Below are 25,367 nucleotides of genomic sequence, written 5' to 3' on the forward strand. Positions count from 1 at the left end.
CTCCGATGCGTCTCATCATTGCGGAAAAGAATATTGCAGCCCGGCGTATCGCTGATATTCTTTCCGGTTCAGAGAAACCGGGCAAAGGAACACCGGTTCGCACGGGAAAGGAGAACGGTGTCAATACCTACCGGTTTGAGGACACGGTCACCCTTGGGCTGCGGGGGGGCCATGTGGTGGAGATTGATTTTGAACCGGGATACAGCAACTGGCGTTCGGAGGTAAACACCCCCCCGAACTTATCGATGCGGGAACCATTAAAAAACCGACCGAGAAAAATATCGTTTCCCTGATAAAAAAACTCTCCAAAAAGGCGACGCTCGTCACCATTGCCACAGATTTTGACCGGGAAGGAGAACTCATCGGTAAGGAGGCCTTTGAGATCGTACGTGCCGCAAATAAAGACGTGCCGGTCCAGCGGGCACGCTTCTCCGCCATCACTCCCCATGAGATCTCCACCGCCTTTCAGGACCCCCCCGCTGAGATTGATTTTGATCTCGCCGCAGCAGGTGAGGCACGTCAAATAATTGACCTCATATGGGGGTGCATCCCTCACCCGGTTCATATCAATTGCCGCAAAACGCGGCGGGAAGAGTATTCTTTCCGTCGGCAGGGTACAGAGCCCGACCCTCGCGATGATTGTCGACCGGGAGAAGGAGATAGAGGCGTTTGTGCCGAAACCCTACTGGATGCTCTCGGTGGATACCGAGAAAGACGGTACGCCGGTCACCGCACGCCATACCACCGACCGGTTCCATACCAAAAGTGAGGCGGTGAAGGCGGAGCAGAACACCTCTGCACCGCTCGTTGTCACCAGCGTCAAAGAAGGGACACGGGTCGACCGGGCACCGGCACCCTTCGACACCACATCGTTCATTGTTGCCGCAGGCCGTCTGCATTTCTCCGCGGCAAACGCGATGCGCATCGCAGAAGATCTCTATATGAACGGATACGTCTCTTATCCCCCCCGTACGGACAATACGATATACCCGAAATCACTGGATGTCGAGGATATTTTACAGCAACTGAGGAAGAGTCCTCTCTCTCGTGCGGTGGAATGGACACAGGCGCACCGCAGGAAGGAACCGACCCGCGGAAAAAAATCCAGCACGGACCATCCACCGATTCATCCGGCGGGGGGGCTGCGAAAAAAGAGACCCTCACCGATGACCAGTGGAAAATATATGAACTCATTGTCCGGCGGTTTCTTGCCACACTCTCCCCCCCGGACGCACGCTGGACAACCCTGAAATACCTCTTTGACGCGGGGGGGCCGAGACCTATACTGCCACGGGGGGGTCACGCCTTGCAGAGGCGGGCTACCGGGAGGTTTATACCTACAGTGAGGCGAAAGAGACCATCCTTCCGGTGATGAACGAGGGGGGGACCGTCTCCCGATCCTCGCGGTGAACAATGAAGAGAAATTCACCACCCCCGCCGCCCCCGCTATTCCCAGTCCAAACTGATTCAGCGGATGGAGGAACTGGGTCTGGGCACCAAGTCCACCCGGCACGAAGTGATCGGCAAACTGATCTCGCGCCGGTATGTGGAGGGCACCCCCCCGGTCCGCCCCCCCACCCTTGTCGGGAGGGGCGTGGTGGAGGCGATGGAGAACCACGGTGTGCCTATCACAAACCCGGAGATGACGAGCACCATTGAACAGCACATGGAGGAGATCAAGGAGGCAAATCTCTCCCGTGATGAGGTGATCTCCGAATCAAAGACAATGCTGCGCCGCGTCTTTGATGCACTGGAGGCAAACGAGGAACAGATCGGCCGGGAGATCATGGACCGGAACGATGAGGAAAGGATCATCGGGAAGTGTCCGGTCTGTGAGCATGACCTCATGATACGCCAGACGAGGGGGGTATGTCTCAGTTCATCGGATGCACGGGCTACCCCGAGTGTACATTTAACATCGGCCTTCCCAGTGCCGCATGGGGTACGGCCATTCGTGAAGATAAGACCTGTGAATCACACGGTCTGAACTTCGTCCGTCTGATCCGAAAAGGGGGGGCACGGCCATGGGAGATCGGATGTCCCCCCCTCTGTAACCACATCAACTCCAACAGTGAGGCGTTCAGGATGATGCCCTCTGCAGACGAGAAGATGGTGGCACGCCTGCATGCCGCCCATATCTACAGCGTGTATGAAGTGGCAAACGTTGAACCGGAACGGCTGACAACGGCGCTCGCCACCGATGTGGCAACCGTGTCCCGTCTCCGCGAAGAAGCCAATGCTGTCCTCGAAATTCTCCGGAAACGCTCCGAACTGAAAAAATTCGTCCGCAAACATGTGGTGCCCCGCCGGGGGGGCCGGTCCCCCGCCAAAGTGGCTGCAGCCCTGGTGGAGGCAGGTGTCAGTGACCTCGAAGGGCTCGCCGCGATGACACCGGATGCACTCACAAAGATGCACCTCTCCGCAGCAGAGGCAGAGACGCTGCTGAATGAGACACGGGCGGTATACAACCGTGCGAAACTCCGTGAATACGGGGGGGTGCCTGCGGTGAGCCTGAAGAAATACTTTGAGGCAGGCATTACGACACCGGCAGACTTCTGTAGTCTTCACCCGGCATATCTCAGCGTTGTCACCGGCATAAAACCGGAGACTGTCTGGAAACATGCCACATCGGTCTGCACCGGTATGGGCGTTGCACCACCGGAAAAGGTGACTGCAAGGATGGTGGAGGCAGGGCGCAACGACCTTCTGCAGATCCCCGGTCTGGGTGAGATGATGCTGGAACGGCTCTACCGGGCAGGGGGGGTTATTGACATGGCAGGGCTGAAGGACGCAGATGCCGGACACCTTGCAGAAGTGACCGGAGTAACGTTAGAGAAGATTCGTGCATTTCAGGATGCATGCAGAGAAAACAAATAGATAGCAATGGATGACAGCTGGAAAGACTGGGTTCATATCACAAAACTGGACCCGGACAAAGTAATCGGCAACGATGCCGTCGCAGATATTGCGACAAGTGGAACGGACGCTGATGCTCTCGGGGGGGACACTGAATGTAACTCAGGAGAATATGCGTGAGCTGATCGCACAGGTAAAGGAGTATGATCTCCCCATCGTTGTTGAACCCGCAGGGCCGGAAGCAGTGGTTCTGGATGAAGTGGACGGCCTCTTTGTGCCCAGTGTCCTCAATACCCCGGACATGCGCTGGATGGTCGGGAAACACCAGTACTGGGCAAAACATAACTGCGTTGACTGGACGAACGTTGTTCCCGAGGCCTATATCGTCCTGAATCCGGCATCATCGGTGGCAAGGGTCACGGGTGCAGTCTGCGACATATCTGCAACGGATGTCGCGGCCTATGCTGAGGTGGCAGACCAGTATTTCTCATTCCCCGTGGTATATATCGAGTATTCCGGTACCTATGGCGATCCTGCCGTAGTGGCAGCGGCAGCAGACGCGGTCTCTGACGCCCGTCTCTTCTATGGCGGCGGTATCAATAATGCACAGAAGGCTGCGGAAATGGGCAGGTATGCCGACGCCATTGTCGTCGGCAATGCCGTCTACGACGACGGTGTCTCTGCACTCAAAGAGACCGTGAAGGCAGTCCACTGAGAAGACGAGGAGATATACCACATGCCAGAGGTTGAAATTGTCCTTGTTGAACCCCCCCTGTATGAAGGGAATATCGGATTTGCCGCACGGGTGATGAAGAACTTCGGGTTTACCCGGCTTGTACTCATCAACCACCTGAGATGGGAATTGAGGCAATATCCCGTTCATCCCATGCAAAGGACGTGCTGGAATCAGCCGTCATTGCAGAGTCGCTGGACGAGGTGATTGCCGGGTCCAACATGCTTGTTGCGACAACCGGGGAACTCTCAAAGACGATATCCCATGCGATGCGCATGCCCTATTATACCCCCCCGGTGAGCTGCGAGATATTGTTGCGCCTGTTGACGGCAGAATCTCCATTCTTTTCGGTAGGGAAAACTGGGGGGGTCTGTCCAATGAAGAGGTGCGGCAGTGTGATGTCATATGCACCATCCCGACATCACCGGAGTATCCGATCGTCAATATCTCCCATGCGGTTGGAATCGTCTGCTATGAGCTTGCCCACCTCCCGCGTGGGGATTACATCACCGCTTCCCGGCGCGAGATGGATGCCCTCTACGATCATATTGACGAGTTTCTGGACCTTGTCGATCACCATGAATACAAGCGGGCAAATACTCTGACCATGATGCGGCGGATCTTCGGGCGCACTCTTCTTACCGGCCGGGAGGTGTCCACCCTCCATGGGCTCATACGGCGTGCCGAGTGGCACATCAATGAGGGGAAAGAGAGCGAACGTGATGATTCAGCCACCGGTCTGGAGTGAGGTGAGTCCCGGTTGGCCGTGCCACTGGGAACATTCCGGCAAGATAAATAAATAACCGCTCACAACCCATTTTCTATCAGATATTATGATTCTCGTTGACTGGCAGATACAGGACCGCATTGAGCGGGGGGGTTTTATAAAAATCGACCCGTTCGATCCGAAGTTTATTCAGCCAATTCGATTGACATCCGGCTGGGTGACCATTTTGTGTGGTATGAAGAGTCTGATGATGTTATTGACCCCCTACGAACAGGATTCCGTTGTGTCCCACGTGAACGAAGAGCATGCAGAGTATATCGATATTCCCCCCCCGGCATGTTCCTTTTGGCAGAGACCCATGAGTGTATCACACTGCCGGACAACATCGTTGCGACCATCGAAGGAAAATCCAGCATTGCGCGTCTGGGCATTGCCCTGCACCAGACGGGAGGATGGATTGATGCAGGATTTTGCGGAACCATCACCCTTGAGATATCAAATGCAAATCGCCGTCCGGTCCGCCTCTATGCAGGAATGCCAATCGGTCAGCTGGTTTTTTATACAACCGAACGTGCAGAGAAACCATATGGTTCAAAGGGGGGGATGCAAAATATCTCAACCAGCGGCAGGCAACCCTCTCACGCTACCATAAAAATATCCGGTAAACCGGTTTGTACCGGGAATCCATACCCTAATTATGGAACAGATCAAAACGATATCTGCGATAAATATACCGAGGAGTATCCACCATGCGAATTTTGCTGATTCATTCCGACCAGATAACATATGAGGCCCAGAAGAAGACACCGGTAGCAGAAGAGAACATTGTGCCGGCCGACGGACTTGAAGAGGCACTGACAGCATTCTGTGCTGTGGAAGCGCCGGACGAAGAGAATATCGCGGGTGTTGCGGCAAAGACCGCAGCAGAGATCCTTGAGGCGGCTGAGAAACTGGGGACAACAAATATCATGGTCTACCCGTATGCTCATCTCTCCAGTGACCTCTCCAACCCGAGGCGGCGGTTGAGGCACTGACCGCAATCGAGGAGATCTGTTCCCGAAAAGAAGGGATGACGGTCAAGCGTGCACCGTTTGGATGGTACAAGTCCTTCACCCTCTCCTGTAAGGGCCACCCCCTCTCCGAACTCTCCCGGACAATTACTCCGGAAGACACGAAAGAGAAGGCAGAGAAAAAGCAGGTCACCCACACCTTCTTTGTTCTCACCCCCGGAAGGTGCACGGGAAGATGCCACGAAGTATGCGGATGACACTCCGTTCGGGCAACTGGTCAAAAAAGAGACCGGAATCGCTGCAGAAGCAACCGGTGACTCGGTGCACTGCGAACTGATGCGGGCAAAGGAACTCGTTGATTACGAACCTCTCTCTGATGTCGGGAACCACCGCTGGATGCCCCCCCGTGGCAAGATCGTACGCGATCTGCTTTCGGATTATGTCCTCGGGCTGGTGCTCGACTATGGCGGTATGCCGGTTGAGACACCGGTCATGTATGACCTTGACAACCCGGCCATCAATGAACACGCCGGTAAATTCGGTGAACGCCAGTACCGGTTCAAGTCAGGCAACCGGAACATGATGCTCCGGTTTGCCGCCTGCTTCGGGATGTTCTCTATCATGCACGATATGCACATCTCACCCAACACGCTCCCGATGAAGATGTACGAACTCTCCACCTACTCCTTCCGTCACGAGCAGAAGGGTGAGTGCATCGGCCTGAAGCGTCTGCGTGCCTTTACGATGCCGGACATGCACTCCCTCTGCCTTGACATGGACCAGACGCTCTCCTGCTTTGAAGAGCAGATGATGATCGGCTGGCAGACCGGCCGGGATCTTGAGACCCCCCCGCTTGCCGGTATCTTCCGGTGCACAGAGGCGTTCTATGAAGAGCACGAAGAATGGGTCAAAGGTCTCGTAAAGACATCCGGTGTACCAATGCTCATTGAAGTGCTCTCCGACCGGGTGCATTACTGGGTGGCAAAAGTGGATCTTGCGGCAATCGACGGGCAGGGTCGCCCGATTGAGAACCCGACCGTCCAGATCGATGTGGAATCATCAGAGCGCTTCGATATCAAATATTTCACCGACGAGGGAGAAGTCCATCCCCCCAATTATTCACTGTTCCCCAACCGGGTCCATTGAGCGGGTCATCTGCGCCCTCTTAGAGAAGACCGCAACGCAGGATGTCCCGATGCTCCCGGTATGGCTCTCTCCGACACAGGCACGGGTTGTGCCGGTGGCCGAGCGTCACATTGCCTACGCAAAAGAGGTCTGTGACCTCCTGACAAAGGCAGGCATCCGCTGTGACGTTGATGATCGTGAAGAGTCGGTTGGCAAGAAGGTCCGGGAAGCAGGCATGGACTGGGTGCCATACGTGGCAGTCGTCGGTGACTCTGAGGCTGAGTCCGGAAAACTCACCGTGACCATCCGCAAGGATTCACAGCCAAAGAAACCCTGCAAGGAAGAGATGACACCGGAAGCACTGGCAGAGAAAATTTCCGCCGTGACCGCAGGCATGCCTGCACGGAAACTCTACACCCCAAAGATGCTCTCCATGAAACCGCGTTTTATCTGAATTTTTCCGACATTATTTTCCTTTTTTTGACAGAATCCTGCTGGGGGGGATGCAGCAGAGAATCGTCTATCAGGCAGTTCGTGTACACCGTCAATTGGAATCCCGCACCCGTTCACTGGCGGATGACTGCTGTGCGATATTACGACATGGAGGAGAGATATCCCAGCACAACCCTAGACATATGAATGGACGGGGGGGAGAAGTGTGCGTCACTTGGGAGAAGAGGAGTTCCGGCAGGCACCCGGGGGGGGAATCGTGAGCGAGAAGGTCGCTCCCCTGCCCGCCGTGCCGGTCTCTTCAATGGTGATACCGGTAAGTCCCAGCATTTCTCGAATGAGATAGAGGCCATACCCCGTGTTTGACCCAAAACCTTTCTCAAATATCCGTTTTTTTATCTTATCCGGCACCCCGACACCGTCATCCGCAAACGTGAGCATGCCGCCGCCATCTGTGTCCGGTACCCAGGAGATCTCCACGGAAGATGCATTAAATCCGTGCCTGAGAGTATTTTCCATCAGATTGAAGACGACTTTCTCAAAGAGATGGTCTGCATAGATTTCAAGGTCACCCGTATCGCACGAAACATGAATTGCAGAAAGTTCGGTGTATTGCGACACCTTTGTAACGACAGAATGGATATGCTGCCATGTGGGCTTTTCCATCCCGATAGATTCATAATCCCGGGTGAAGAGGAGCTGCCGTTCAATGGTTTCTACACTCTCTAATATGGCTGATACGTACTTTGCATCGACAGGTTCTCCCGCTGCAATGGTATCTGCGAGCAGCTCTTTGAAGAGCAGCATCTTCGTCACCTGGTTCAGGATATCATGCCGGGTGACAGAGGAGAGGAGGGAGAGTTTCAGGTTCGTTTTCCGCAGGGCCTCTTCTGCCATCGCCTGTTCACTGATATCGATCACTGCGCCATGTACCCAAAAACTCCCCCCCCTCACGGCTGATGGGACTGCTGTAGACCAGTGCAGGGAATGTGGTTCCGTCCATGCAGCGAATGGAAAACTGCTGGCCCTGTATCCGGCCACCTGACGCAACCTCAGCAATAGCTGATTCAACACGGCTGACATCTTCAGGGACAACTAAATGTGTGAGAGAAATGCCCGAATCCAGTATTTTGGGATTGCCTTTCATGACGGCATATGCAGTCTGGTTTGCAAATGTCACTTCTCCTGTTTCATCACATTCATAAAGAATAATGGGGGATGAAATCAGCCAGTTCCCTAAACCGCCGTTCACTGTTTCGCAGCTGTTCAAGCATCTCTTTTTTCTGATCGGTAATGTCGACGGCAAAGAATGCGACAGCGTTCGCCTCACCGGTGCTGCTAATTACCGGGGTCAGGCGTATCTCAAATACCTGACTAAACATTTCCATTTCAATGATCTCAGGCTCTCTCTCTTCAAGAACACGGGTGAATCCCTCACTCAGACCCTTCATTACAGCTGAGCGCAAACCATGAGTACCTAGGCTATATGTCCCGCCCCCGGAGAAAGGCATGTACCCGGAAGAAGGCGGCGTTGGCAACAATATAAGACAAGTTCCTTCCAATTAGTCCCGCAGGTTCTGAAATACTGTCAATAAATGACTGCAGTGCGTTTTTTGAATCCTGCAGGTGTTTTTCTGCAAGGGTCCGTTCACGCACTTCATCGATCAGCGCCTGATGGGAAAGACAGCCCCGGACAGATATCGCAAATTTTTGTATCACATCGTGTAGCTGTGCCAGTTCTTCTGAACTGAACGCTTCATCCCTGTTCCGGACATAAATCTTCAGGACACCAAAATCTCCCAGAGGATACAGTGCATACGCCCCTCCCAAAATTTGTTTTTCCGCTATAAGCAACTGAAATTCGGCATCATGTGCAGAGTATGAGACCGGCTTCCCGTCGGTAAGCGACGTGAAGAGTGGGTGGTCAACAGGCAGAATTGTATGGTCTGCCATCTCCAGAGGGCAGGCGTAGACACATGTTGCATCTCCTGTGTCCTCTCCTTTTTTCAGCACATCATTCCTGAGCCAGAGCGACACAAATGAATAGTTTTTCCGGGTCAGTAAACGTGTGCAGAATGCGTCACAGTTCTCCTGCAGATCAAGGGAATTGCCGATGGAAAAGACCAGCTCATTGATGATTGACAGATCTTTTGACATATCGGGCACCTGATTCATCATCATAAAATCGCCTGTGTATGTCCCCTGCGCAACTCTTCAGTATCCGGAACATCCGTATCTCCAAAGAACGGAGTACCAATATCATCCGGACCTCTGGAGAGACCCGGTGCAGAAGCGAGAACGTCACTGATAGCTGATGATTTGATAACCATGTAACCGGATCCTCCACATAATGCCCAATATTTTCCCGCATTTATGCGGGTATGGATATTTGCTCCGAATCGCGTTCAAATTGAAATGATACGGGTAGTATAATATTCAGATATTATCCCGGATGTCCGGAAACAAAACACGGGATAGAATCAGAAAAAGTATGGGAGAGCTATTACTGTGACCCGCAGTTCCGGTATATCTCATCCTGCACATCTTTTCCGAGCTTTCCGATGGCGTCAGAGCGGCAGCGTGCACAGTGCCTCATCTGGCGGACAAACGGGGGGGCACATGCATCATGCATTTCCTTCTTGTCCGCGAGCGTGGGCGGAGTTATATGGGCAAACTTATACTGGGGGGGGATGACCGGGATGATATTGAAGGTATAGACACCCATCTCCCCCCCCATTTTCTTTGCGATATCAACGACATGGTGGTCATTGACACCCGGGATGAGCACCGTGTTCACCTTGACAAGCATCTTACGTTCTACGGCCATTTCAATACCTTTCAACTGCTGTGCAAGAAGGCGCTCTGCTGCCTCGCGTCCATGCAGTTTCTTCCCTTCCCACTCGACAAAGGAGTATATTTTCTCGCCGATTTCCGGGTCAATCGCATTGCAGGTCACCGTAATGTTTCCTACATCATACTCATCAAGGAGATCAACATACTCAGGAAGCATCAGTCCATTTGTGGACAGACACTTGATGGGAACGGGAAATTCTTCCTTTAACATACGTAGTGCTTCGAAGGTCTCGTCGTTTGCAAGGGGGGGGTCGCCCGGCCCTGCAATGCCTATGACCTTGATGTAGGAGAACTTCGCCATCACTTCACGGACCAGCACGAGTGCTTCTTCCGGGGGAGAGCACCTTACTGCATACGCCGGGGCGGCTTTCGTTAACGCAGTCAAAGTCCCGGATACAGTAGTTACACTGGATATTGCATTTGGGTGCAATCGGGAGGTGCATTCTCCCAAACTTGTGACATGCGTTTTCGCTATAGCACGGATGTTCCTGTATCTTCCTGAGGACGTCTGGGTCGTACGGGATCTCTTCTCCGTTAACCGTTGCAGTAGGATATTCGCCTGATGCCATTCAATAGCCAATTTTGTAACAGACCAATAATAAACGTATGGAAACAACGCAACGAATCCCGGGAAGACCAACATGGTTTATATCAGGGGGGGGAAATCTTTTAGTATGAAGCGGAATGGACCAATCACCCTTGTCATCATCACACTGTTTCTCGCGGTAATGGCCTGTGGATGTGCTACGACGGACGAATCTGCTGAATCCACACCGGTAATCACCCCCCCCGTCCCGACTGAAGAAGAGGCGTGGGCCGTTACTGATCCTATCTTTATCAAATCAGCAAATGTGCCGGATTACAAAACAACCATCCGGGCAGAACCGATTGAACATGTCTTTGGCGTATATGTCAGCGTTGATATTGATGCCACCGTAACGGGGGGCAATATGGCAAGTGAGGGGGACAATCTCTTCATCGTCGGATTTGCCTACAATTACGCAGAAGTATCAAAAGATTTCACGATTACATCCTATACCGATGTCATCTCCTCAGGTATCCCCCCCTACCGATCAAAAACGGATCGCATCTTCCCCCCCATGAACACGAAGACTCATACTCTCAACGTTGTGGGATTAAAAGACGGGATGCAGATCAATCCCTCTGAACCCTATAATTACGGTGTCATCATCATGCTCAGGGATGAAGTGTAAAAAGAATCCTCAGGGATTCTCTTTTTTGGTGCCCGTGTTATCATCACGTCAAGGTTGGGGGGGACGATCATCCACACCGGGAAATATCCGGCAAACGCCTGATCATCTACCTTGAACATATGTAGCCGTTTATACGCTTTATTGATGCTTTCGAGTTCTGTTTCTGTGTCTTCATCAGGAATCTCCGGAAGTGCCTGGAGAGAACCGAGCATGGTATCCTGCAGAAGCCCGTGATTGTATTCAGAGAGGTCAAGAACCAGTTTTCTGCTGTATATTCCCTGAAAATACCGCACAACCAGAAGTTGTGAAAGAAATACCAGGAGAAGGGGGGGAATGGCATTCGGGCCGAGGGCAACAAAGCCTTCAATTCTCATTACACTGGAGAGTGTCTGCCCAGGAAGGAGCATGACACCCAGTATCAGCACTCCTGAGATGGCTGCGAGGAAGGCCAGGACAAGGATGAATTTCATCCCGTTTGCAATTCCCTGATTCATGCGGCGTGAGATGTCGGTGCGGATTCCCATAACTCCTGAGAAAAAACCGGGGGGGGAATACGGTTTGATTTTCATTATACCTAAGTAAAAACCAATAATCGCAAGAGACTGGACAAGGAGTATTACCGCTGACCGAAGTTCAAAGAACCCGGTGACAAGTCCGACAACAGCCAGGATGATGCTTATGGAAAAGAGCAGAATAAAGCCCGGTGCTATTGGCTGGCAGTTAATAAAGAAGAGATTCCAGAGTGACTCTGCATAGAGCTTGCGTTCACGCATAACCGCCGTGCCAGCACTCGCTGCCGCATCACGCAGGAGACCGGTAAAGCTTCCCATCTCTTCTCCTTTGCCTGAGGGAAATGCAAGGTCTGCTTTTTCGGTGGGGGGGAGCATCAGAATAATCGGATTAAACATTAAGAGAAGGAAGGATGACACCACCCAGAATAAGCTGTAATTTGGCAGTTCTATAAAAAAATGACATTCATAATGAATGCAACAAATATCAGAACATGTGCATATTTTCCCGCCCCCCCGTGGGTTTTTTTGTATTCCAGGATTTTCTGATCCGTATCGATAATCTCTGCCTGCATCTCATCAATGAGATGCCGGCGCTTTGCTGAATAACTGTCATTCATTCCTTAAACTCCCTGATATACCCACCAGACTTTATGTCCGGCTATTTCCACATGTTGGTATGTCCTCCCCCGTATTGAAATTATTTCGGGAACGGGTATGCAGAAGAGATTTCTGAAGAAAAATTATGATCTTCTTTTAAATCTGTATCGATTCATCCTGTCCTGTGGCTGCATCCCATTTCAGTTCCATATTGTGTGCATAAAATGCGGTTGTATCCGCAGTGATGCCCTGATGATCTTTGTGCCGGTAATGTTTGCCTGGCACTACTCCGGGCTTGTTCAGAAGGGAGGACGTCACATCCGTGATCATCGTTCTTTTTAATTGCCCAAGGTCACATTAGCTATATTACCCGGCGGGGGGGCGAGGCTATGCATACCAAAAGGAGACTCGCAGATGATACGATATGTGTGTGTGCTCTGTATCTGTGCAGCAGCACTGACAGGAATTGCGGCAGGGGGGGGACTGTATGAACCGACCGTCACGGCAACAGAGAGTACGGTTACCCCCCCGCGGTACTGATGCCGGGGGGGATACGGGCATGATCACCGTGACCCTGAAGAATACGGCACAGAGTTCGACGGCGACGATGTCTGATACGCAGATCACCACGCAGACGGATGTAAACCCGACGATTACGAGTGTCTTTCTGGACGGCAGAAATGAGATCGATGTCCTCGGCGGGAATTCTCAGTTCACCGGCGACCTTGGGCCGGGACAGGAGGTCACCCTCTCCTTTCTGATCCGGGCCCCCCCGGAAAAGGCGGGCATCTACTTCCCGGTGCTGCGTGTGAGGGTCCGGGGGGGTGCAGAGGGGGGCTCACCTATCCGGTGCCGGTGAATGTGAATATGCCTATTGCCACCCTCAGCACTGCCACGCTCGTTCTGACACAGGAGGAAAACGGATACGTGGTTCCGGGTGAGACTGTCCGCCGCAATGTCACCGTCACCAACAGTGGCAGGAGTGCCGCTGACGACATCCGCATCCGGATTGCAGACGACAATCCCTTTTTTGGCCCTCTTGAGACCGGAACCTTCTACCTGAAGTCGCTGGCACCCGGACAGTCGGAGGTGATCCTGGTCAGTCTGGTGACCAGCCGGTCGCTGGAGAACAGCGTACAGGAAATTCCGCTGGACATATCCTACGCCGTCGTGGACGGTGTGCCGGTGACGCAGAGAGACTCCCTCACTCTTGACGTCCATGGGCACGCGGAACTCTCCATCGCATCGGTGCGCACGATCCTGCCAGAATTGCCGGGGGAGAATCCTTTGAGATGACTATCCGGCTGGAGAACACCGGCACCGATGAGGCCATATCAACCACAGCAAATATTGACCTGCCCTTTGAGGGGGACAAAGGAGGCGTTTATCGGCAAGATTAAACCGAACAATGATGCTCCCGCAGTATTCTCTCTTGACGGCGGAACTGGCGGAGATTATCCCTATACCCTGACGGTCATCTGGGAGGATGACTGGGGCGTGCATACGGAATCATTTGACCTCACCCTTTCGGTGAAAACGAATGACTCAACCGTAGCAATCGCTGGATTTCTGATCATCCTGATTCTTGCAGCCGGTGGTGCCTATTACTTCCTGGTATACCGGAAGAAGGCAGGGCAGGCATAGGCGATGTTTAATGATCTGAGAGTCTCTGCCTTTCTTGCGGCCCGGTCCATCCAGCGGGGGGGCGGCAAAGGCAGGAATGCGATGAATATCATCATCATGCTCTTGTCCTCACCAATATGATCTTTCTCCCGTCGGTGATTATGGGGGGGCAATGAATGTCTACTATGAGCAGACCGTCGATTACATCTCATCGGATGTGATCATTAAACCGCCTGAGGATATCCGCTACATTGATGATGTAGAGACACTGCTTGCAACGGTCAACCGGGTGCCGGGTGTGGTGCGGGCCTCCGCACGCTACCCCATGGCGGGGGGGTCAATCGACTTTGAGGATAAGACGGTTGCAATGGAGATCGATGCCTTTGACCCGCGGGATGAGACCGAAGTCACCCTCTTTCACAAACACATGAAAGAGGGGGATTTTCTGGGCAGCGGAGACCGGGACCAGATCATCGTCGGAAGCCTTGTGGCAGGCTCAAAGGATGATACCGGAGAATTCTATGCCTCCCTCGGGGGTGCCACGGTCGGGGACTCGGTCATCGTCCGGTATGCAAACGGTGTCGTGAGGGAATACCGTATCAAGGGCATATTCAACACCAAGTCCTATCAGGCGGATTACATGGCCTTTGTGACAAAAGACGAGATGGATGTGGTCACCGGGCTCGGCGGGGGCACAGGCAACAGAAGTGCTGGTGAAGACCATCTCAGCCGAAGATGCACAGCTCGTCAAGAAACGGATTCTTGAATTTGGTGTCGGAGAGGATGTCGAGACATGGGAAGAGGCACTGCCGGATGTCGTGAGTGAATCGGTTGAGTCCTTTGCCATCATCAACATGATCAGTGTCCTCGGCAGTCTCGTCATCGCCGTGGTGCTCATCTTTATCATGACCACGATTAAGACCTTCAACAACCGCAAACAGATCGGCATCCTCAAGGCAATCGGCCTGAAAAAAAGCATCATCATCAACTCCTATGTGATGCAGGTGATCTTCATCTGCCTGATCGGTGCCATCCTCGGATCCCTGCTCATCGGGACGATGGTGCTCACCTTCACCACCTATCCGATTGAGTTTCCGGACGGGGATGTGACCCCCCATTGTGACGTGGGCGATGATCATCGAGAATACGACACTCCTCTTCATCTCGTCTGCCGTTGCGGGGGGGTTCATCCCGGCCTGGCGGGTGGTAAACGAAGGGATTCTGGAGGCGATACGGGGGGGTGGATGAATATATCCGGGCGGAGGATCTCAGGAAAGTCTATGTCATGGGCACCGTAGAGGTTCGGGCAATTGACGGTGTCTCCTTCTCGGTCGGAAAGGGTCAGTTCATGGGCATCATGGGTTCATCCGGGTCGGGAAAATCCACTCTCCTCCATATGCTCGGTCTGCTGGACCCCCCGACTGAAGGGACACTCATTATCGCCGGCAGTGATATCAGCTCTCTTTCCGAGGCGGAGATGGGGGGGATGTTCCGTCTCTCCCGGTTCGGTTTTATCTTTCAGGATTATGCACTGGTGCCCGAACTGACGGCAGAGGAGAATGTCTCCCTTGTCGCGATGGCGCAGGGGGGGGAAGAAACAGAGGCATATACGCCGCAGCAGGCACCTTCTCAGTCAGGTCGGCCTGGGGGACCGGACGGCGCATCTCCCGTCCGAACTCTCCGGGGGGGGAACAGCAGCGGGTGGCAATCGCACGGGCACTCATCAACACCCCGGAGATCCTTTTTGCAGACGAACCCTGTGCCAATCTGGACAGCACCAATTCGCGGGCGGTGCTCGATCTCTTCCGGGAGATTAACCAGCGGATGAACCTGACCATCATCATGGTCTCGCATGAAAACTGGCATCGGGAATACTTTGACCGGGTGATTTGTCTCCGTGACGGGAAAATCGAGGAGGATTACCGGCCGGAGAGACCGGATGCCCCCCCATCCTCTCCATAGGTTTTTACTTTCACCCTGCACGGATCGTGTTTTAATGGATTCTCTCGCTACCCGATCCCTACCAGATATGGCCCGGACAAAACAGGCAATTGAGTTGCAGCGCAGTCTTTCCTCATTTCAGCACGGAGGTATCCCGCCCTGCAGGGACATGCCCGGACTGAACGCCTACCGGCGTCTCTGCTACTCCTGTCCGTATGCAAAGCGCAACGACGACGCCCTCTTCTGCCGTCGCCACGATATCGTGGTCACGGTGCGGGACAAATACGGCCTGAAGGAATGGAAAGAGCTCAGAAAAGACATTCTGGCACGGGACGAACACCGGTGCAGGCTCTGCGGCGCTGAGGAGTATCTCCACGTCCACCACCGGGACAGTGACCGGACGAACGATGCGCCCCCCCAAAATCTCATCACCCTCTGCGAGCGCTGCCATTCCCGTGTCCATGCACACCGGAGCAGCCAGGGGGAATCTCAGGAGAGACGGACTGTATAGGATGGAGATTCGGTCACCATCTGCTCCCCACTCGCTGCAGTGACACGGACGTTAACAGAAACCGTGGAGATGCCCAGTGCCTTCGCCTGCCGGGCAACGCCAGTGACCCACTCATACCCCTCCGGTGGATTCTCCGGGTCAAGTGGCAGGGACCAGACAACCGGGGGGGGATACGGAGGGGGGGAGATTGTGCCCAGATCATATGAACCACTCCATAGGGTGACAACCGGCAGGACCGGAGATGGCACGACAATATCCAGTCGCAGGGAAACAGATGCGGAAAAACCATCTTCCGGAATCACCCGGACCTGCATCGCAAGGATCTCATCCTCTTCTGCTACATATCCATCAGGAGGTGTGTAGGTAAGAGAAAACGAGCCGGGAGAGCTATAATTCATTGGGTTGCCGGTAGCTGTGGCATCCTGATTATCTGCATTTTCTGGCATCATTTCCCGGGTGTAAATAGTCTCCGGAGGTACAGTATCGACAGGGGGGGACGGGGGGGATGGCCTGGAAGGAGTTTCAACTGACACAACAGAGTCATCATCCTCTGAATCCGGTGTCATGTTCCAAAATAGATCGAGCATCCACCGGACACCACAGACAGCACCAACAGTAGCAGCAGCCAACCGGAACTGCAGGGATGAGTGCATCTCTCCGGATTTTACGCCATACGGAATAAACCTGAAATTTTCTCACCTCTACTCACTTTATCCTTCCCTGATGTTCCTGATACCAGTAAAACCCATCGGCCAGCATATGGGTGGCAGTACCTGTGTTCCACACAAACCAAAAAAAATACCAGATAAATCAATGTCCCGTCATTCACAGATCCCTTCCCTGTGGTGGTTCCGGACGTCTTGGACGGAGACATCTCCAGACGCTCCGTATGAACGTGACGGAACCCAGCCAATTTGCCCTGATGGCCGGGGGGGCAGAAGAAGAAACACCATACTATTACATATTCCTCGGAGAGATTGTCGCCCTCGGCGTGCTACTGCTTCTGATGCTGTGGCGGAAGCGGTAACAGCAGAAAGAGGAAAATACCTCTTTTTTGCAGAGGCTGTACATGAGTGCAAAGGAGTTCGTAATTATCGCTTGGTTTATCAATCTGCCCGCCCATATTCCACTGAGCGCCTATGAAACCAGTATATGGAATTTTGATGGCAGTCGCCCTTGTCGGCATTCTCTGTGTGGCAGGGTGCACCACGACTGATACGGCAGGGACACCGACACCTACTCAGACCCACGCACCCACCCCCCCGGAGATGGTCAGCCTTGTCTCTGTTGGCGAGGAAAACAACCGCGACATCGTCCCGGTGAGTATGGAGACCGTGACCCAGGTGATTCTGCCGGAAAACCCCCCCACCACCGGTTACTCCTGGAATGTGACTACAGTTGACGGTCTGACCGTCACGGATGACACATTCGTTCCGCCCGAAAAGCAGATCCCCCCCGGAGCAGGTGGCGTGCATGTCTGGACACTTGCGCCAAACGCGACCGGCATCGCAACGTTCAGCGCTGTATACGTCCGTCCGTGGGAAGAGATTCAGCCGGATGACGAGAGATACACCGTTACCTTCTACGTGACACCCAAGGGCACGCCCGTGGTGGACGTGACCAGTGCTGACAACGGAACTACCGTTTCGGTACCAAACGGCGGTGCTGTGCTTGTTGCACTGAACGAAAACCCGACGACCGGATACCTGTGGAATGCATCGGTTGCGGGCAGTGCAAAGATTGCCACTGACTCGTTTGTCCCCCCCCATTTAGAGAAGCCCCCCCTTGTCGGTGCAGGCGGTGTTCACAAGTGGCTGGTGACCTTCACCGGTGCACCGTCCGGCAGCTTTGACGCGGCATACGCCCGTCCGTGGGAAGAGACGACCGTGGATGCAGAGTCCTTCACCGTCAGCTTTACCGGGGTTTAATTTTCCCGTTTCATTTCCATTTTTACATTGTCCCTCCGGGACAGAACCATTTGAAACAATTGGAATATGGGGGGGTGGCCTTTGCAACCCCTTCTCGGTTCTATAGTGCCTAGCCTATAATTAAATAAGTAATCCTGCCATTACCCGAGCGAACAGCCATGGTAAATATTATCGTTACGAAATGTGCGCCACAGAATATTTCTGTTGGTGAGGAAAACAACCAGGACATTGTCCCGGTGGCTATGCAGGAAGAAATTAAGATAAGCCTCCCTGAAAACCCCCTCGACAGGATATGCCTGGAACGTGACTGCGGTTGACGGGATGACTATCGCCGGTGATGCATTTGTCCCGTCTGAACAGACCATTGTTGGGGGGGTGGGTGGTATGCGTGTCTGGAGTCTCAAACCAAACGCGGCGGGTATTGCGATATTCAGTGCCGAGTATGTCCGCCCACAGCAGGGGGGGATCAGGAAAGAGGAGCAGACCTACTCTATTCAGTTCTACGTGGCACCGGTGGGTACCTCGGTGGCGGACGTGAGCATTGCTGACAACGGGACCACCATCCCGGTGTCAAAAGGGGGGGATGCGGTGCTTGTCGCACTGGATGAAAATCCGACGACCGGATTCCGGTGGGCTGCCGCTGTTTTGGGCAGTGCAAATATTGCAGCAGATTCGTTCGTCCCGCCCACAGAACAGATGCCTGGCAAAGGGGGGGGCGTTCGTAAGTGGCTGGTGGATTTTTCCGGCAACCCGTTCGGCAGCTTTGACGCAGGATATAGCCGTCCGATGGAAGAGATAGTATCGGATGAAAATTCATTCTCCATCAGCTTTGCCGGGGGGGTTTAATCTTCCTGGTTTATTCTTTTTTGTTCGTCTCCCGTATCACTTTCACCCTGCCGGGCCAACTAATAAATAGGCAATTCCGCCAACCTTCGCGTGAACGATTATGACAGATGTTACCCTCACCGATATCGCACCGCAGACAGTCCTTGGCATGCGCCGCCGCGGTTTCTATCAGGAAGAGATTCCTGCGATGCTCCGGGAACTTTTTACCTACATGGAAGAGAAGAAGATTGGATTCGGCGGGATGCCGGTCTTTGTCTGCCACGAGACTTCCTCTGAAGAAGCAATGCGGGCAGCGGAGACAGGCAACGCGGATATTGAGGTTGCCGTCCCGGTGGCGGCACCGGTTTCCCTCACGACAGCAGGTCCGGCGGGCATCACCTGCTACAAACTGCCCGGCGGGACGATGGTGAAGGCCATCCACAAGGGGGGGCCGTATGGGGCGGTGGAGCAACCTATGCCGATATCTTCACATGGATGGCCGAGAACGGCAGGGAGGTCACCGGCCCGATTCGGGAGGTGTACGTAAACGACCCCCCCCGGGAAGTGGTTGAGGAGGATATTCTGACCGAGATTTACGTGCCGGTGGGGTGAAAGGAACTTATTTTTTGGTGAAAAAGAGTGATGAGAGAATTCTATCGATGAATTCTTATCCTCGTTGCAATGAACGCTGTTCCAAGTATGATGCCACCAATCACCACAAACATGCCGGGAAATTCCGGTACCGGTGTTCCGGGTTTATGCACGGTGATTGTTACCGGGGTGTAGTCGCTGAAATGGATATATTCAGCTACATACAGAAACCCATCTGTGCCAACAAATCCGGCATCAGGAATATACGTGAATGAACCGTCTATGTTGAGACTCAGATACCCATGTTCCGGGCCTTGGATAAGAAATGCACATATGTCTTCATATGGATACCAATCGTTACCGAGAATTCCCGGGGCAGGCACGTCCAGTGTGGTATCAGCAGAAATAGTATATGCATCCTCTCTTGTGTCTGGTGCCCCCCCTTGATTACGGCTAATTATTATTGTCACGCAAGCTGGTTCTGAATATTCATATCCATTGTAAGCCCGGTATGTGAAGGTGTCCTCGCCAAGGAAGTGCGGATGTGGATGATACCAAAATCCGCCATCTGGCAGAAAGTTCATTCCCCCCCCATGGGTTGGGCCACTCACCAGTTCAGCCGTCAAGGGAAGGCCATTGGGATCATAGTCGTTTTGTAAAACACCTATGTCTGAGTTAATCATGGGTTCAGCCATGTCCCAACATCGACCATAGCGATCATCCACCGCCACCGGTGCTTCACCATTGGCACTCACCACCTGAATGCCGCCAAACACTGCAATCAGCAGCAGTGCAAAGACAATTTTTTTCATTTTTCGCTCCTTTTCTTTTTTTCCTGTATCACCGGTTTCGGGACCGGTACCGAAGCGGTGGTCCGATCATCGTTTTAAGAGATAATTCTGTGCCAAGCACTCACGAGAACAATGAACCGTTCACACCGTTTGTGAGAGGAAAAAATGCTGTGATTAAGGCTGTAGTCCTGGTGGAGTGATGGAGATTATTTTTTGAAAAATCGTGATAGGTGGTGTCACCGGTGGATTCGCATTCTTGCAGCGATGAACGCCGTTCCAAGTATGATGCCACCAATCACCACAAACATGCCGGGAAATTCCGGTACCGGTGTTACGGGTTCATGCACGGTGATTGTAACCGGGGGGGTGTAGTAGCTAAACCAGAAAGAGTACCATTCATTTTCAGCTACATACAGGAAATTGTCTGTACCAACGAACCCTGCATCAGGAGTGTAGCTGAATGAACCATCTGAATTGAGACAAAGAATTCCATGTTCAGGACTTTGAATGAGAACTGCCGACATGCCTGCATCCTGAAAATCATAATAATCATTTCCGAGAATTCCGGGAGCAGATACGGCAAGTGTCGTATCAGCAGAGATCATGTATGCATCCTCTGTGGTATCTGGAATATAGCCACCGGCTGGACCCATGATTATTTTCACGCATGCTGGTTCTGAATATTCATATCCATTGTAAACCCGGTATGTGAAGGTGTCCTCGCCAAGAAAGTACCAGTCCGGAAGATACCAGAATCCACCATATGGATTGAAATATCTAAGCCGTCCGTGCTTTGGACCACTCACTAGTTCGGCCGTCAGGGGGGGAAGATCATTGGGATCATAGTCGTTTTGTAAAACGGGAGGATGAACCTCTGGTCCAGCCATGTCCCACCATAAACTGTAGCAATCATCCACCGCCACCGGTGCTTCCCCATTGGCACTCACCACCTGAATACCACCAAACACTGCAATAAGCAGCAGTACAAAAACAATTTTTTTCATTGTAACCTCCGTTCCTTTCTTTGTTCCTGTATCACCGGTTTCGGGAACGGTATCTGGTAGCCGTCCGTTGACCGGTACCGAAGCGGTGGTCCGATCATCGTTTCAAAAGATAATTCTGTGCCAAGCATTCACGGAGACAAGGAACCGTTCACACTGATTGTGAGAGAAAATAACAGTACCATTCCCATGAAAAACAGACTCTGTGGAAATGCTGCGAATCGAAAGAAGACGTGCGTAGATGTGCAAACCTGTGGGGGGGTGCATGACGGTACCGGGGGGGCCCAATCCCCTCCTCTTTTTTGTCACCCCTTGTCACCCCCCCTTTTTGCCCCCCCCATATGGGGGGGAATTGGGAGGTGAAACGGACGTATTTTTTGCATGTTGTTACTGTCAAAAAATACGGATATTGTGCTTTTTATTCGCTCAAATGATAGTTTATTGCAGACTATTGTGGGGTCGCTATTGCCGGTGATTTAGGGAGGATATATGGATTGTCTCCGGTTGAGAACAGCCCTCTCCAAGCTTCTGTGTGGATGCGATTTTATCGCTTTTGGTCCATTTTATGGGTTATTTATGCGTTTCTTAACCCGATGCCTTGATATTGTCCTTGGTAATGTGAGTCGTATCACAGCAGACAAAAAGCGGAATCACTGTTCTGTTGGGTAGAGAAGGTGACGTCCTGTATCGTTCATGGGTTTTCCTTTTGCGGTTGCCGCGATCTCAGAACATTTCTCGATGACCGATTTATCAGAATGGATACAAAAATCGAATGGGCCTGCCCGGATTCGAACCGGGGATCTTCGCCGTGTAAAGGCGATGTCATAACCAACTAGACCACAAGCCCTGTGTGCATGTTGTGCCTTAAATTCATTTTTTTCAAAGTTATTAAGCCTTGCCATTCATCCGGCCGGTGATGACAAACAGGCATCGGGATGTTTCTTTTGCCCTTTTTTTCTCTCCCCCCCGTTTCCCCCCTTCATCCTCCACGATTCTTCTGCGAGACTCCTTTCTGCGGGATATATATGAGACGCCGTCGTACATCTTCCAAAAGAGAAGATCCCGGAACGGTGCCTCGTCCGCTTCCCCTTCCTCCTTCTCCCGACACAACGGAATACCCCCCATGCAGAATATCATCATCGCTGCGGCTCTCTACGCCGTGGTAAATATCATCGCATTTCTTGCCTACGGACGGGACAAGCGCAAGGCGGAAAACGGTGCGTGGCGCACATCCGAAAAGCTCCTTATCCTCATGGCATTCTTCGGGCCGTTTGGGGCATATGCAGGCATGCGCCAATTCCGGCACAAGACACAGAAACTGAAGTTCAAACTGGTCCCGTTCTTTCTCGTTCTGCACTGCGGTGCGATCATCTGGTTTGGCTATCTCATCTTCATCATGTGAGACGGGGGTGAGACTACGAACCGAATCTGAAACAAAGAGAACAGTACCCCCCCTCTGCAAAACATACATTCGCACAATCAGACCGTTTCAAAAAAAGATGCGGGGGTAAAATCACCAGAAGTACCAGGAAAAAGAGGGACCCACGATCATGACAATGAACAGAATTGCCACGATCTTATACCAGCAGGATGTGCAGACACCAAGAGAACCCATACATTCATCGCAGCAGCCGGTTTTACAGATTGCACAGGAAGCGGTTGCCGGGACATCCGGGTGTTTTTTACAGGGGGGGTGTGTGCCATTATTCCTGAATTCGGGCGCACACTAAAAAAGATAACGAAATCGTTTTCATAATTCTCTCTTTTCAGCAGTATCTCTCACGTCAGGGCACATACCGAACGGACAGCACCTCACCTCCCGTATGCAGAAATGCGGAGGGCGTGCACAGCCGGTCCTAAGAACGAAGGAAAAAACCCGAGACGCCGGAACCTAAAAAAAGAGAAAATATTCAGAGGTAGCCGAAGGACTGGAGCGTCACTTCGGGGGGGTTTACCGCACCGCAGCGGTAGACCTTGCCTTCCGATATCTCGTTGATGGTAACTTCGGCCGGTGCAAAGAGGCCCTGGTCGATCTTAAAGAAGTCAAAGTTTGCCTCCTTGAACGTGTCGTAGAACGGCTTGCCATAGGAAGAGGAGGTGCTGGACGGAATCTTATCGACATAGTCTGCGATATCCGCACCGTCGATGGTCAGGTTAATCTTTCCGCAGTAGATGGTGGCGTCATTGGTGCAGCCCATTGCCTTGGTGGAGTCTGCCTTCACCGGAGCAATCGGGGGGGCTGAACCGCATGCACAGATGACCTTCTTCGGGTCGTAGTGGAGCTGTTCGAGGCGGTAGATAGCGGTTTCGACACAGCGACCGGCGACTGAATGGAACCGACCACGGATGCGGTCGGTGCGACAACCGCACAGACGTTTGCGACATCGACATTGCATGCATCTGCGATCTTCTGCATCACTGCCTCGTTGGGAAGGGTATCGGACTCCAGACAGATGACGGCGTAGTCGCACTCGTCCTCGTATCCAATGAGCTCGTAGCACTCCTTTGGGTTGAGCGAGAGGGCACGGGCCGGGCCGCTGCCCATTGCGAAGTACTTCTCGTGGGTGATTCTCCAGCCTGCTTCCTGTGCGCCGAGGCATGCCAGTGCCGGGAAGTCGGTGTTGACCTCGATGAAGGGCATCGGGACGTGGTTAATCTGGCCTATCCGGAAAGAGACCTCCGCAAGACCGCCCATGCAAATCTCGGTGAAGCGTTTTCCTGCTGCGTAGCCGCCTTTTGCCTGAACACCGCAGTCAACGACGCGTGCTCCGTTGTCGAGCTGGTGGAAGACTGCGTTGAAGTCTTCAGGATATTCTGCTAGCTCTTCAAAGAGCTCAAGTGCAAGTTCATTAATGCTGATCATGAGAGTAATCTCCTACCGCATACATTGTTTAAACAAAATAGATAAGGATTGTTAATTGGTGGAGTCAGCACTGATCGATCTCTTCGATAACCCGGTCCGGATCATACCTGAGTGTGATGAGACGGGACCTCCCCCCCTCCCTTCCCGGTAGTGCAGGTTAATCAACCGCATCGCATCGAACTTTCGGATCATCTCATAATACCGGGTATAGCCCAGTTTCATTGAAGTGGCCTTCACCGCCTCATGCACCTTTCCTGCGGCCATCTCTGTGTCTTCCCGCGAACGTTCGGCAATCAGGCGCAGAAGGGCACGTTCCTCAGGCCGGAGGGCACGGATGGTCGCCGTGAGATGCAGGTATTTCGACACCTCATAGGCAAGGCAGACATCATCACGTTCCACACTCCGGCGGGCGTTCTTCTCCGCATTGAGCCCGGCCCGTTTCAGCAGATCGATACCCACCCTGAGATCCCCCCCGCTCTTCAGCGTATGTTCGGTGATGAGTGCCAGCATTGCATCACTTATCACCCCGGGTAGAATCCCTCCTTCACACGCTGGCGGAGGATCTCGGTGATCTCATCCTCGTCGTAGGGGGGGGAAGTAGATGTCCGTCGGCTGAAAAATGGAGGTAACCCGTGCGTCCAGCGTCTGCATCAGGTCAACCGACATATCGGAGATCACCGTGATCACCCGATTTTTGTGCCGGGATAGGATTCATGGGCCGCAGCAGGGTGTAGAGTACTTTGTTGATCTCGTCTCCATACATAAGGTAGTTTGCATCGTCAAGACATACCAGAAGGATAATGTCCTCCTTGGTCAGCAGGCGGCATACCCCGTCAAAGACCTGTTTAAACGATGTCCCCCCCGAACCCGGAGGGAGATGCCCGGAGAGGCACCGGAATATCTGGGAGAATATGGCAAATTTGGTATTGTCGATCTGGCAGTTGATATGCACCGGCACAATCTTTTGGGTGTGCTCTTCAATCTCGGTGAAAAGTTTCCGGATACTGGTTGTCTTCCCGGTGCCCGGCAGACCACGGCAGATGGTATTCAGGGGGCGCCCACCGCGGAGAGCCGGCTGTACCTGGAAGGCAAGCTCCTGCTCCTGGGTGTCACGAAAATCGAACTGCCCGGGGGGGACAAAGTCAAACTCAAAGACTTCCATGTCCTGAAAGATTGACTCATCCCACATCAGCAGGCTCTTCTTCATACCAGAGAA

General features: G+C 52.9%; 25 protein-coding genes, 1 tRNA gene and 9 pseudogenes. 21 read left to right on the top strand and 14 right to left on the bottom strand.

Going from position 1 to position 25,367, the window contains the following annotated elements; all coding sequences use genetic code 11:
• Positions 1–5: 5 nt before the first annotated feature.
• From JCM10550_RS09020 to JCM10550_RS09040, 5 pseudogenes are all read left to right on the top strand, one after another.
• Positions 6–2,877, top strand: a pseudogene (locus tag JCM10550_RS09020) (DNA topoisomerase I).
• Positions 2,878–2,883: 6 nt separating this feature from the next.
• Positions 2,884–3,571: pseudogene (locus tag JCM10550_RS09025) on the top strand (phosphoglycerol geranylgeranyltransferase).
• Positions 3,572–3,592: 21 nt separating this feature from the next.
• Positions 3,593–4,337 (top strand): annotated as a pseudogene (locus JCM10550_RS09030) (RNA methyltransferase).
• Positions 4,338–4,422: 85 nt separating this feature from the next.
• Positions 4,423–4,981: pseudogene (dcd, locus tag JCM10550_RS09035) on the top strand (dCTP deaminase).
• A gap of 84 nt (positions 4,982–5,065) precedes the next feature.
• A pseudogene (locus JCM10550_RS09040) lies at positions 5,066–6,905 on the top strand (threonine--tRNA ligase).
• Positions 6,906–7,114: 209 nt separating this feature from the next.
• Here the strand turns inward: JCM10550_RS09040 and JCM10550_RS09045 are convergent.
• The 5 genes and pseudogenes from JCM10550_RS09045 to JCM10550_RS09065 all read right to left on the bottom strand — a co-directional run bounded on the left by JCM10550_RS09045 (position 7,115) and on the right by JCM10550_RS09065 (position 10,323).
• Positions 7,115–7,822 (bottom strand): sensor histidine kinase KdpD, encoded by a 708-nt coding sequence (locus tag JCM10550_RS09045; RefSeq protein ID WP_062398596.1) that lies wholly within the window; start codon positions 7,820–7,822, stop codon positions 7,115–7,117.
• Positions 7,806–8,081, bottom strand: a complete 276-nt coding sequence (locus JCM10550_RS18690; protein ID WP_062398598.1) for a hypothetical protein — start codon at positions 8,079–8,081, stop codon at positions 7,806–7,808. The genes JCM10550_RS09045 and JCM10550_RS18690 overlap by 17 nt, the downstream gene beginning before the upstream one ends.
• Positions 8,082–8,100: 19 nt before the next feature.
• Positions 8,101–8,352 (bottom strand): hypothetical protein, encoded by a 252-nt coding sequence (locus tag JCM10550_RS19670; protein WP_062398600.1) that lies wholly within the window; start codon positions 8,350–8,352, stop codon positions 8,101–8,103.
• 31 nt (positions 8,353–8,383) lie between these two features.
• A complete protein-coding gene (locus JCM10550_RS09060) occupies positions 8,384–9,058 on the bottom strand; it encodes a hypothetical protein (protein WP_157200115.1) in 675 nt (224 codons plus the stop codon).
• 346 nt (positions 9,059–9,404) lie between these two features.
• A pseudogene (locus tag JCM10550_RS09065) lies at positions 9,405–10,323 on the bottom strand (radical SAM protein).
• 105 nt (positions 10,324–10,428) lie between these two features.
• On the opposite strand from JCM10550_RS09065, the gene JCM10550_RS09070 reads away from it, so the two are divergent.
• Complete coding sequence (locus tag JCM10550_RS09070; protein ID WP_062398604.1) at positions 10,429–10,968, top strand: hypothetical protein; 540 nt, start codon at positions 10,429–10,431, stop codon at positions 10,966–10,968.
• Here JCM10550_RS09070 and JCM10550_RS09075 read toward each other — a convergent pair.
• Both JCM10550_RS09075 and JCM10550_RS18695 read right to left on the bottom strand, forming a co-directional pair.
• Complete coding sequence (locus JCM10550_RS09075) at positions 10,932–11,897, bottom strand: hypothetical protein (protein WP_157200116.1); 966 nt, start codon at positions 11,895–11,897, stop codon at positions 10,932–10,934. The two genes, JCM10550_RS09070 and JCM10550_RS09075, sit on opposite strands and share 37 nt — an antisense overlap.
• A gap of 336 nt (positions 11,898–12,233) precedes the next feature.
• The gene (locus tag JCM10550_RS18695) at positions 12,234–12,407 is read right to left on the bottom strand and encodes a hypothetical protein (RefSeq protein ID WP_172673827.1); all 174 of its coding nucleotides are present in this window, start codon (positions 12,405–12,407) and stop codon (positions 12,234–12,236) included.
• A gap of 84 nt (positions 12,408–12,491) precedes the next feature.
• Here JCM10550_RS18695 and JCM10550_RS24880 point away from each other — a divergent pair, with 84 nt between their 5' ends.
• The 9 genes and pseudogenes from JCM10550_RS24880 (at position 12,492) to JCM10550_RS09110 (ending at position 16,152) form a co-directional block, all read left to right on the top strand.
• Entirely contained in the window at positions 12,492–12,617 is a 126-nt protein-coding gene (locus JCM10550_RS24880) for a hypothetical protein (protein WP_281175346.1), read from the top strand.
• A gap of 19 nt (positions 12,618–12,636) precedes the next feature.
• Entirely contained in the window at positions 12,637–12,936 is a 300-nt protein-coding gene (locus tag JCM10550_RS09080; protein WP_062398608.1) for a hypothetical protein, read from the top strand.
• Positions 12,937–12,944: 8 nt separating this feature from the next.
• Positions 12,945–13,373, top strand: coding sequence for a CARDB domain-containing protein (locus tag JCM10550_RS09085; protein WP_157200118.1), 429 nt, complete (start codon positions 12,945–12,947; stop codon positions 13,371–13,373).
• Between the two features lie 66 nt (positions 13,374–13,439).
• Positions 13,440–13,721, top strand: a complete 282-nt coding sequence (locus JCM10550_RS09090; protein ID WP_062398612.1) for a hypothetical protein — start codon at positions 13,440–13,442, stop codon at positions 13,719–13,721.
• A gap of 151 nt (positions 13,722–13,872) precedes the next feature.
• Entirely contained in the window at positions 13,873–14,466 is a 594-nt protein-coding gene (locus tag JCM10550_RS22690) for a hypothetical protein (protein WP_062398614.1), read from the top strand.
• On the top strand, positions 14,369–14,998 hold the full coding sequence (locus JCM10550_RS22695; protein ID WP_245618962.1) for an ABC transporter permease: 630 nt from the start codon (positions 14,369–14,371) through the stop codon (positions 14,996–14,998). The genes JCM10550_RS22690 and JCM10550_RS22695 overlap by 98 nt, the downstream gene beginning before the upstream one ends.
• A 59-nt stretch (positions 14,999–15,057) precedes the next feature.
• Positions 15,058–15,240, top strand: a pseudogene (locus JCM10550_RS24885) (ATP-binding cassette domain-containing protein); the annotation flags it as partial.
• Between the two features lie 284 nt (positions 15,241–15,524).
• Positions 15,525–15,662 carry a hypothetical protein gene (locus JCM10550_RS22705; protein WP_245618967.1) on the top strand — a complete coding sequence of 46 codons (138 nt, stop codon included), beginning with the start codon at positions 15,525–15,527 and terminating at the stop codon, positions 15,660–15,662.
• A 67-nt stretch (positions 15,663–15,729) separates the two neighbouring features.
• Positions 15,730–16,152 carry an HNH endonuclease gene (locus JCM10550_RS09110; RefSeq protein ID WP_083475408.1) on the top strand — a complete coding sequence of 141 codons (423 nt, stop codon included), beginning with the start codon at positions 15,730–15,732 and terminating at the stop codon, positions 16,150–16,152.
• On the opposite strand, the gene JCM10550_RS09115 is transcribed toward JCM10550_RS09110, so the two are convergent.
• Complete coding sequence (locus JCM10550_RS09115; protein ID WP_157200120.1) at positions 16,131–16,805, bottom strand: hypothetical protein; 675 nt, start codon at positions 16,803–16,805, stop codon at positions 16,131–16,133. The genes JCM10550_RS09110 and JCM10550_RS09115 overlap by 22 nt on opposite strands.
• A gap of 242 nt (positions 16,806–17,047) precedes the next feature.
• Here JCM10550_RS09115 and JCM10550_RS24890 point away from each other — a divergent pair, with 242 nt between their 5' ends.
• From JCM10550_RS24890 to JCM10550_RS09130, 5 genes are all read left to right on the top strand, one after another.
• Positions 17,048–17,179 (top strand): hypothetical protein, encoded by a 132-nt coding sequence (locus JCM10550_RS24890; RefSeq protein WP_281175347.1) that lies wholly within the window; start codon positions 17,048–17,050, stop codon positions 17,177–17,179.
• A 112-nt stretch (positions 17,180–17,291) separates the two neighbouring features.
• Complete coding sequence (locus JCM10550_RS09120; RefSeq protein ID WP_083475409.1) at positions 17,292–18,080, top strand: protease inhibitor I42 family protein; 789 nt, start codon at positions 17,292–17,294, stop codon at positions 18,078–18,080.
• Positions 18,081–18,238: 158 nt separating this feature from the next.
• Positions 18,239–18,397 (top strand): hypothetical protein, encoded by a 159-nt coding sequence (locus JCM10550_RS18700; RefSeq protein WP_157200121.1) that lies wholly within the window; start codon positions 18,239–18,241, stop codon positions 18,395–18,397.
• Entirely contained in the window at positions 18,384–18,926 is a 543-nt protein-coding gene (locus JCM10550_RS09125) for a protease inhibitor I42 family protein (protein ID WP_062398622.1), read from the top strand. The genes JCM10550_RS18700 and JCM10550_RS09125 overlap by 14 nt, the downstream gene beginning before the upstream one ends.
• Positions 18,927–19,026: 100 nt before the next feature.
• A complete protein-coding gene (locus JCM10550_RS09130; protein WP_062398623.1) occupies positions 19,027–19,452 on the top strand; it encodes a GyrI-like domain-containing protein in 426 nt (141 codons plus the stop codon).
• Positions 19,453–19,558: 106 nt separating this feature from the next.
• Here JCM10550_RS09130 and JCM10550_RS09135 read toward each other — a convergent pair whose 3' ends face one another.
• From JCM10550_RS09135 to JCM10550_RS09150, 4 genes are all read right to left on the bottom strand, one after another.
• A complete protein-coding gene (locus JCM10550_RS09135) occupies positions 19,559–20,308 on the bottom strand; it encodes an Ig-like domain-containing protein (RefSeq protein WP_062398626.1) in 750 nt (249 codons plus the stop codon).
• Positions 20,309–20,523: 215 nt separating this feature from the next.
• Complete coding sequence (locus tag JCM10550_RS09140) at positions 20,524–21,291, bottom strand: Ig-like domain-containing protein (RefSeq protein WP_062398627.1); 768 nt, start codon at positions 21,289–21,291, stop codon at positions 20,524–20,526.
• Between the two features lie 770 nt (positions 21,292–22,061).
• A tRNA-Val gene (locus JCM10550_RS09145) sits at positions 22,062–22,135 on the bottom strand.
• 41 nt (positions 22,136–22,176) lie between these two features.
• Positions 22,177–22,413 carry a hypothetical protein gene (locus JCM10550_RS09150; protein ID WP_062398629.1) on the bottom strand — a complete coding sequence of 79 codons (237 nt, stop codon included), beginning with the start codon at positions 22,411–22,413 and terminating at the stop codon, positions 22,177–22,179.
• Here JCM10550_RS09150 and JCM10550_RS09155 point away from each other — a divergent pair.
• Positions 22,412–22,690, top strand: coding sequence for a DUF1294 domain-containing protein (locus JCM10550_RS09155; protein ID WP_062398631.1), 279 nt, complete (start codon positions 22,412–22,414; stop codon positions 22,688–22,690). The two genes, JCM10550_RS09150 and JCM10550_RS09155, sit on opposite strands and share 2 nt — an antisense overlap.
• A 508-nt stretch (positions 22,691–23,198) precedes the next feature.
• On the opposite strand, the pseudogene mch reads toward JCM10550_RS09155, so the two are convergent.
• Positions 23,199–24,151: pseudogene (gene mch, locus JCM10550_RS09165) on the bottom strand (methenyltetrahydromethanopterin cyclohydrolase).
• Positions 24,152–24,215: 64 nt separating this feature from the next.
• Positions 24,216–25,358, bottom strand: a pseudogene (locus JCM10550_RS09170) (ORC1-type DNA replication protein).
• Positions 25,359–25,367 lie beyond the last annotated feature (9 nt).

This window comes from Methanogenium cariaci JCM 10550 (assembly GCF_001315945.1).
Taxonomy (GTDB): Archaea; Halobacteriota; Methanomicrobia; order Methanomicrobiales; family Methanomicrobiaceae; genus Methanogenium; species Methanogenium cariaci.

Bases quoted from the DNA above. Each gene is read 5' to 3' on its own strand.
- JCM10550_RS19670 (WP_062398600.1), bottom strand. From the start codon at position 8,352: ATGAAGGGTCTGAGTGAGGGATTCACCCGTGTTCTTGAAGAGAGAGAG.
- JCM10550_RS09060 (WP_157200115.1), bottom strand. From the start codon at position 9,058: ATGTCAAAAGATCTGTCAATCATCAATGAGCTGGTCTTTTCCATCGGC.
- JCM10550_RS09070 (WP_062398604.1), top strand. From the start codon at position 10,429: ATGAAGCGGAATGGACCAATCACCCTTGTCATCATCACACTGTTTCTC.
- JCM10550_RS18695 (WP_172673827.1), bottom strand. From the start codon at position 12,407: ATGATCACGGATGTGACGTCCTCCCTTCTGAACAAGCCCGGAGTAGTG.
- JCM10550_RS24880 (WP_281175346.1), top strand. From the start codon at position 12,492: ATGATACGATATGTGTGTGTGCTCTGTATCTGTGCAGCAGCACTGACA.
- JCM10550_RS09080 (WP_062398608.1), top strand. From the start codon at position 12,637: ATGATCACCGTGACCCTGAAGAATACGGCACAGAGTTCGACGGCGACG.
- JCM10550_RS09085 (WP_157200118.1), top strand. From the start codon at position 12,945: ATGCCTATTGCCACCCTCAGCACTGCCACGCTCGTTCTGACACAGGAG.
- JCM10550_RS22690 (WP_062398614.1), top strand. From the start codon at position 13,873: ATGAATGTCTACTATGAGCAGACCGTCGATTACATCTCATCGGATGTG.
- JCM10550_RS22695 (WP_245618962.1), top strand. From the start codon at position 14,369: ATGTGGTCACCGGGCTCGGCGGGGGCACAGGCAACAGAAGTGCTGGTG.
- JCM10550_RS22705 (WP_245618967.1), top strand. From the start codon at position 15,525: ATGAACCTGACCATCATCATGGTCTCGCATGAAAACTGGCATCGGGAA.
- JCM10550_RS09110 (WP_083475408.1), top strand. From the start codon at position 15,730: ATGGCCCGGACAAAACAGGCAATTGAGTTGCAGCGCAGTCTTTCCTCA.
- JCM10550_RS09115 (WP_157200120.1), bottom strand. From the start codon at position 16,805: ATGCACTCATCCCTGCAGTTCCGGTTGGCTGCTGCTACTGTTGGTGCT.
- JCM10550_RS09120 (WP_083475409.1), top strand. From the start codon at position 17,292: ATGAAACCAGTATATGGAATTTTGATGGCAGTCGCCCTTGTCGGCATT.
- JCM10550_RS18700 (WP_157200121.1), top strand. From the start codon at position 18,239: ATGGTAAATATTATCGTTACGAAATGTGCGCCACAGAATATTTCTGTT.
- JCM10550_RS09130 (WP_062398623.1), top strand. From the start codon at position 19,027: ATGACAGATGTTACCCTCACCGATATCGCACCGCAGACAGTCCTTGGC.
- JCM10550_RS09135 (WP_062398626.1), bottom strand. From the start codon at position 20,308: ATGAAAAAAATTGTCTTTGCACTGCTGCTGATTGCAGTGTTTGGCGGC.
- JCM10550_RS09140 (WP_062398627.1), bottom strand. From the start codon at position 21,291: ATGAAAAAAATTGTTTTTGTACTGCTGCTTATTGCAGTGTTTGGTGGT.
- JCM10550_RS09155 (WP_062398631.1), top strand. From the start codon at position 22,412: ATGCAGAATATCATCATCGCTGCGGCTCTCTACGCCGTGGTAAATATC.
- JCM10550_RS09150 (WP_062398629.1), bottom strand. From the start codon at position 22,413: ATGGGGGGTATTCCGTTGTGTCGGGAGAAGGAGGAAGGGGAAGCGGAC.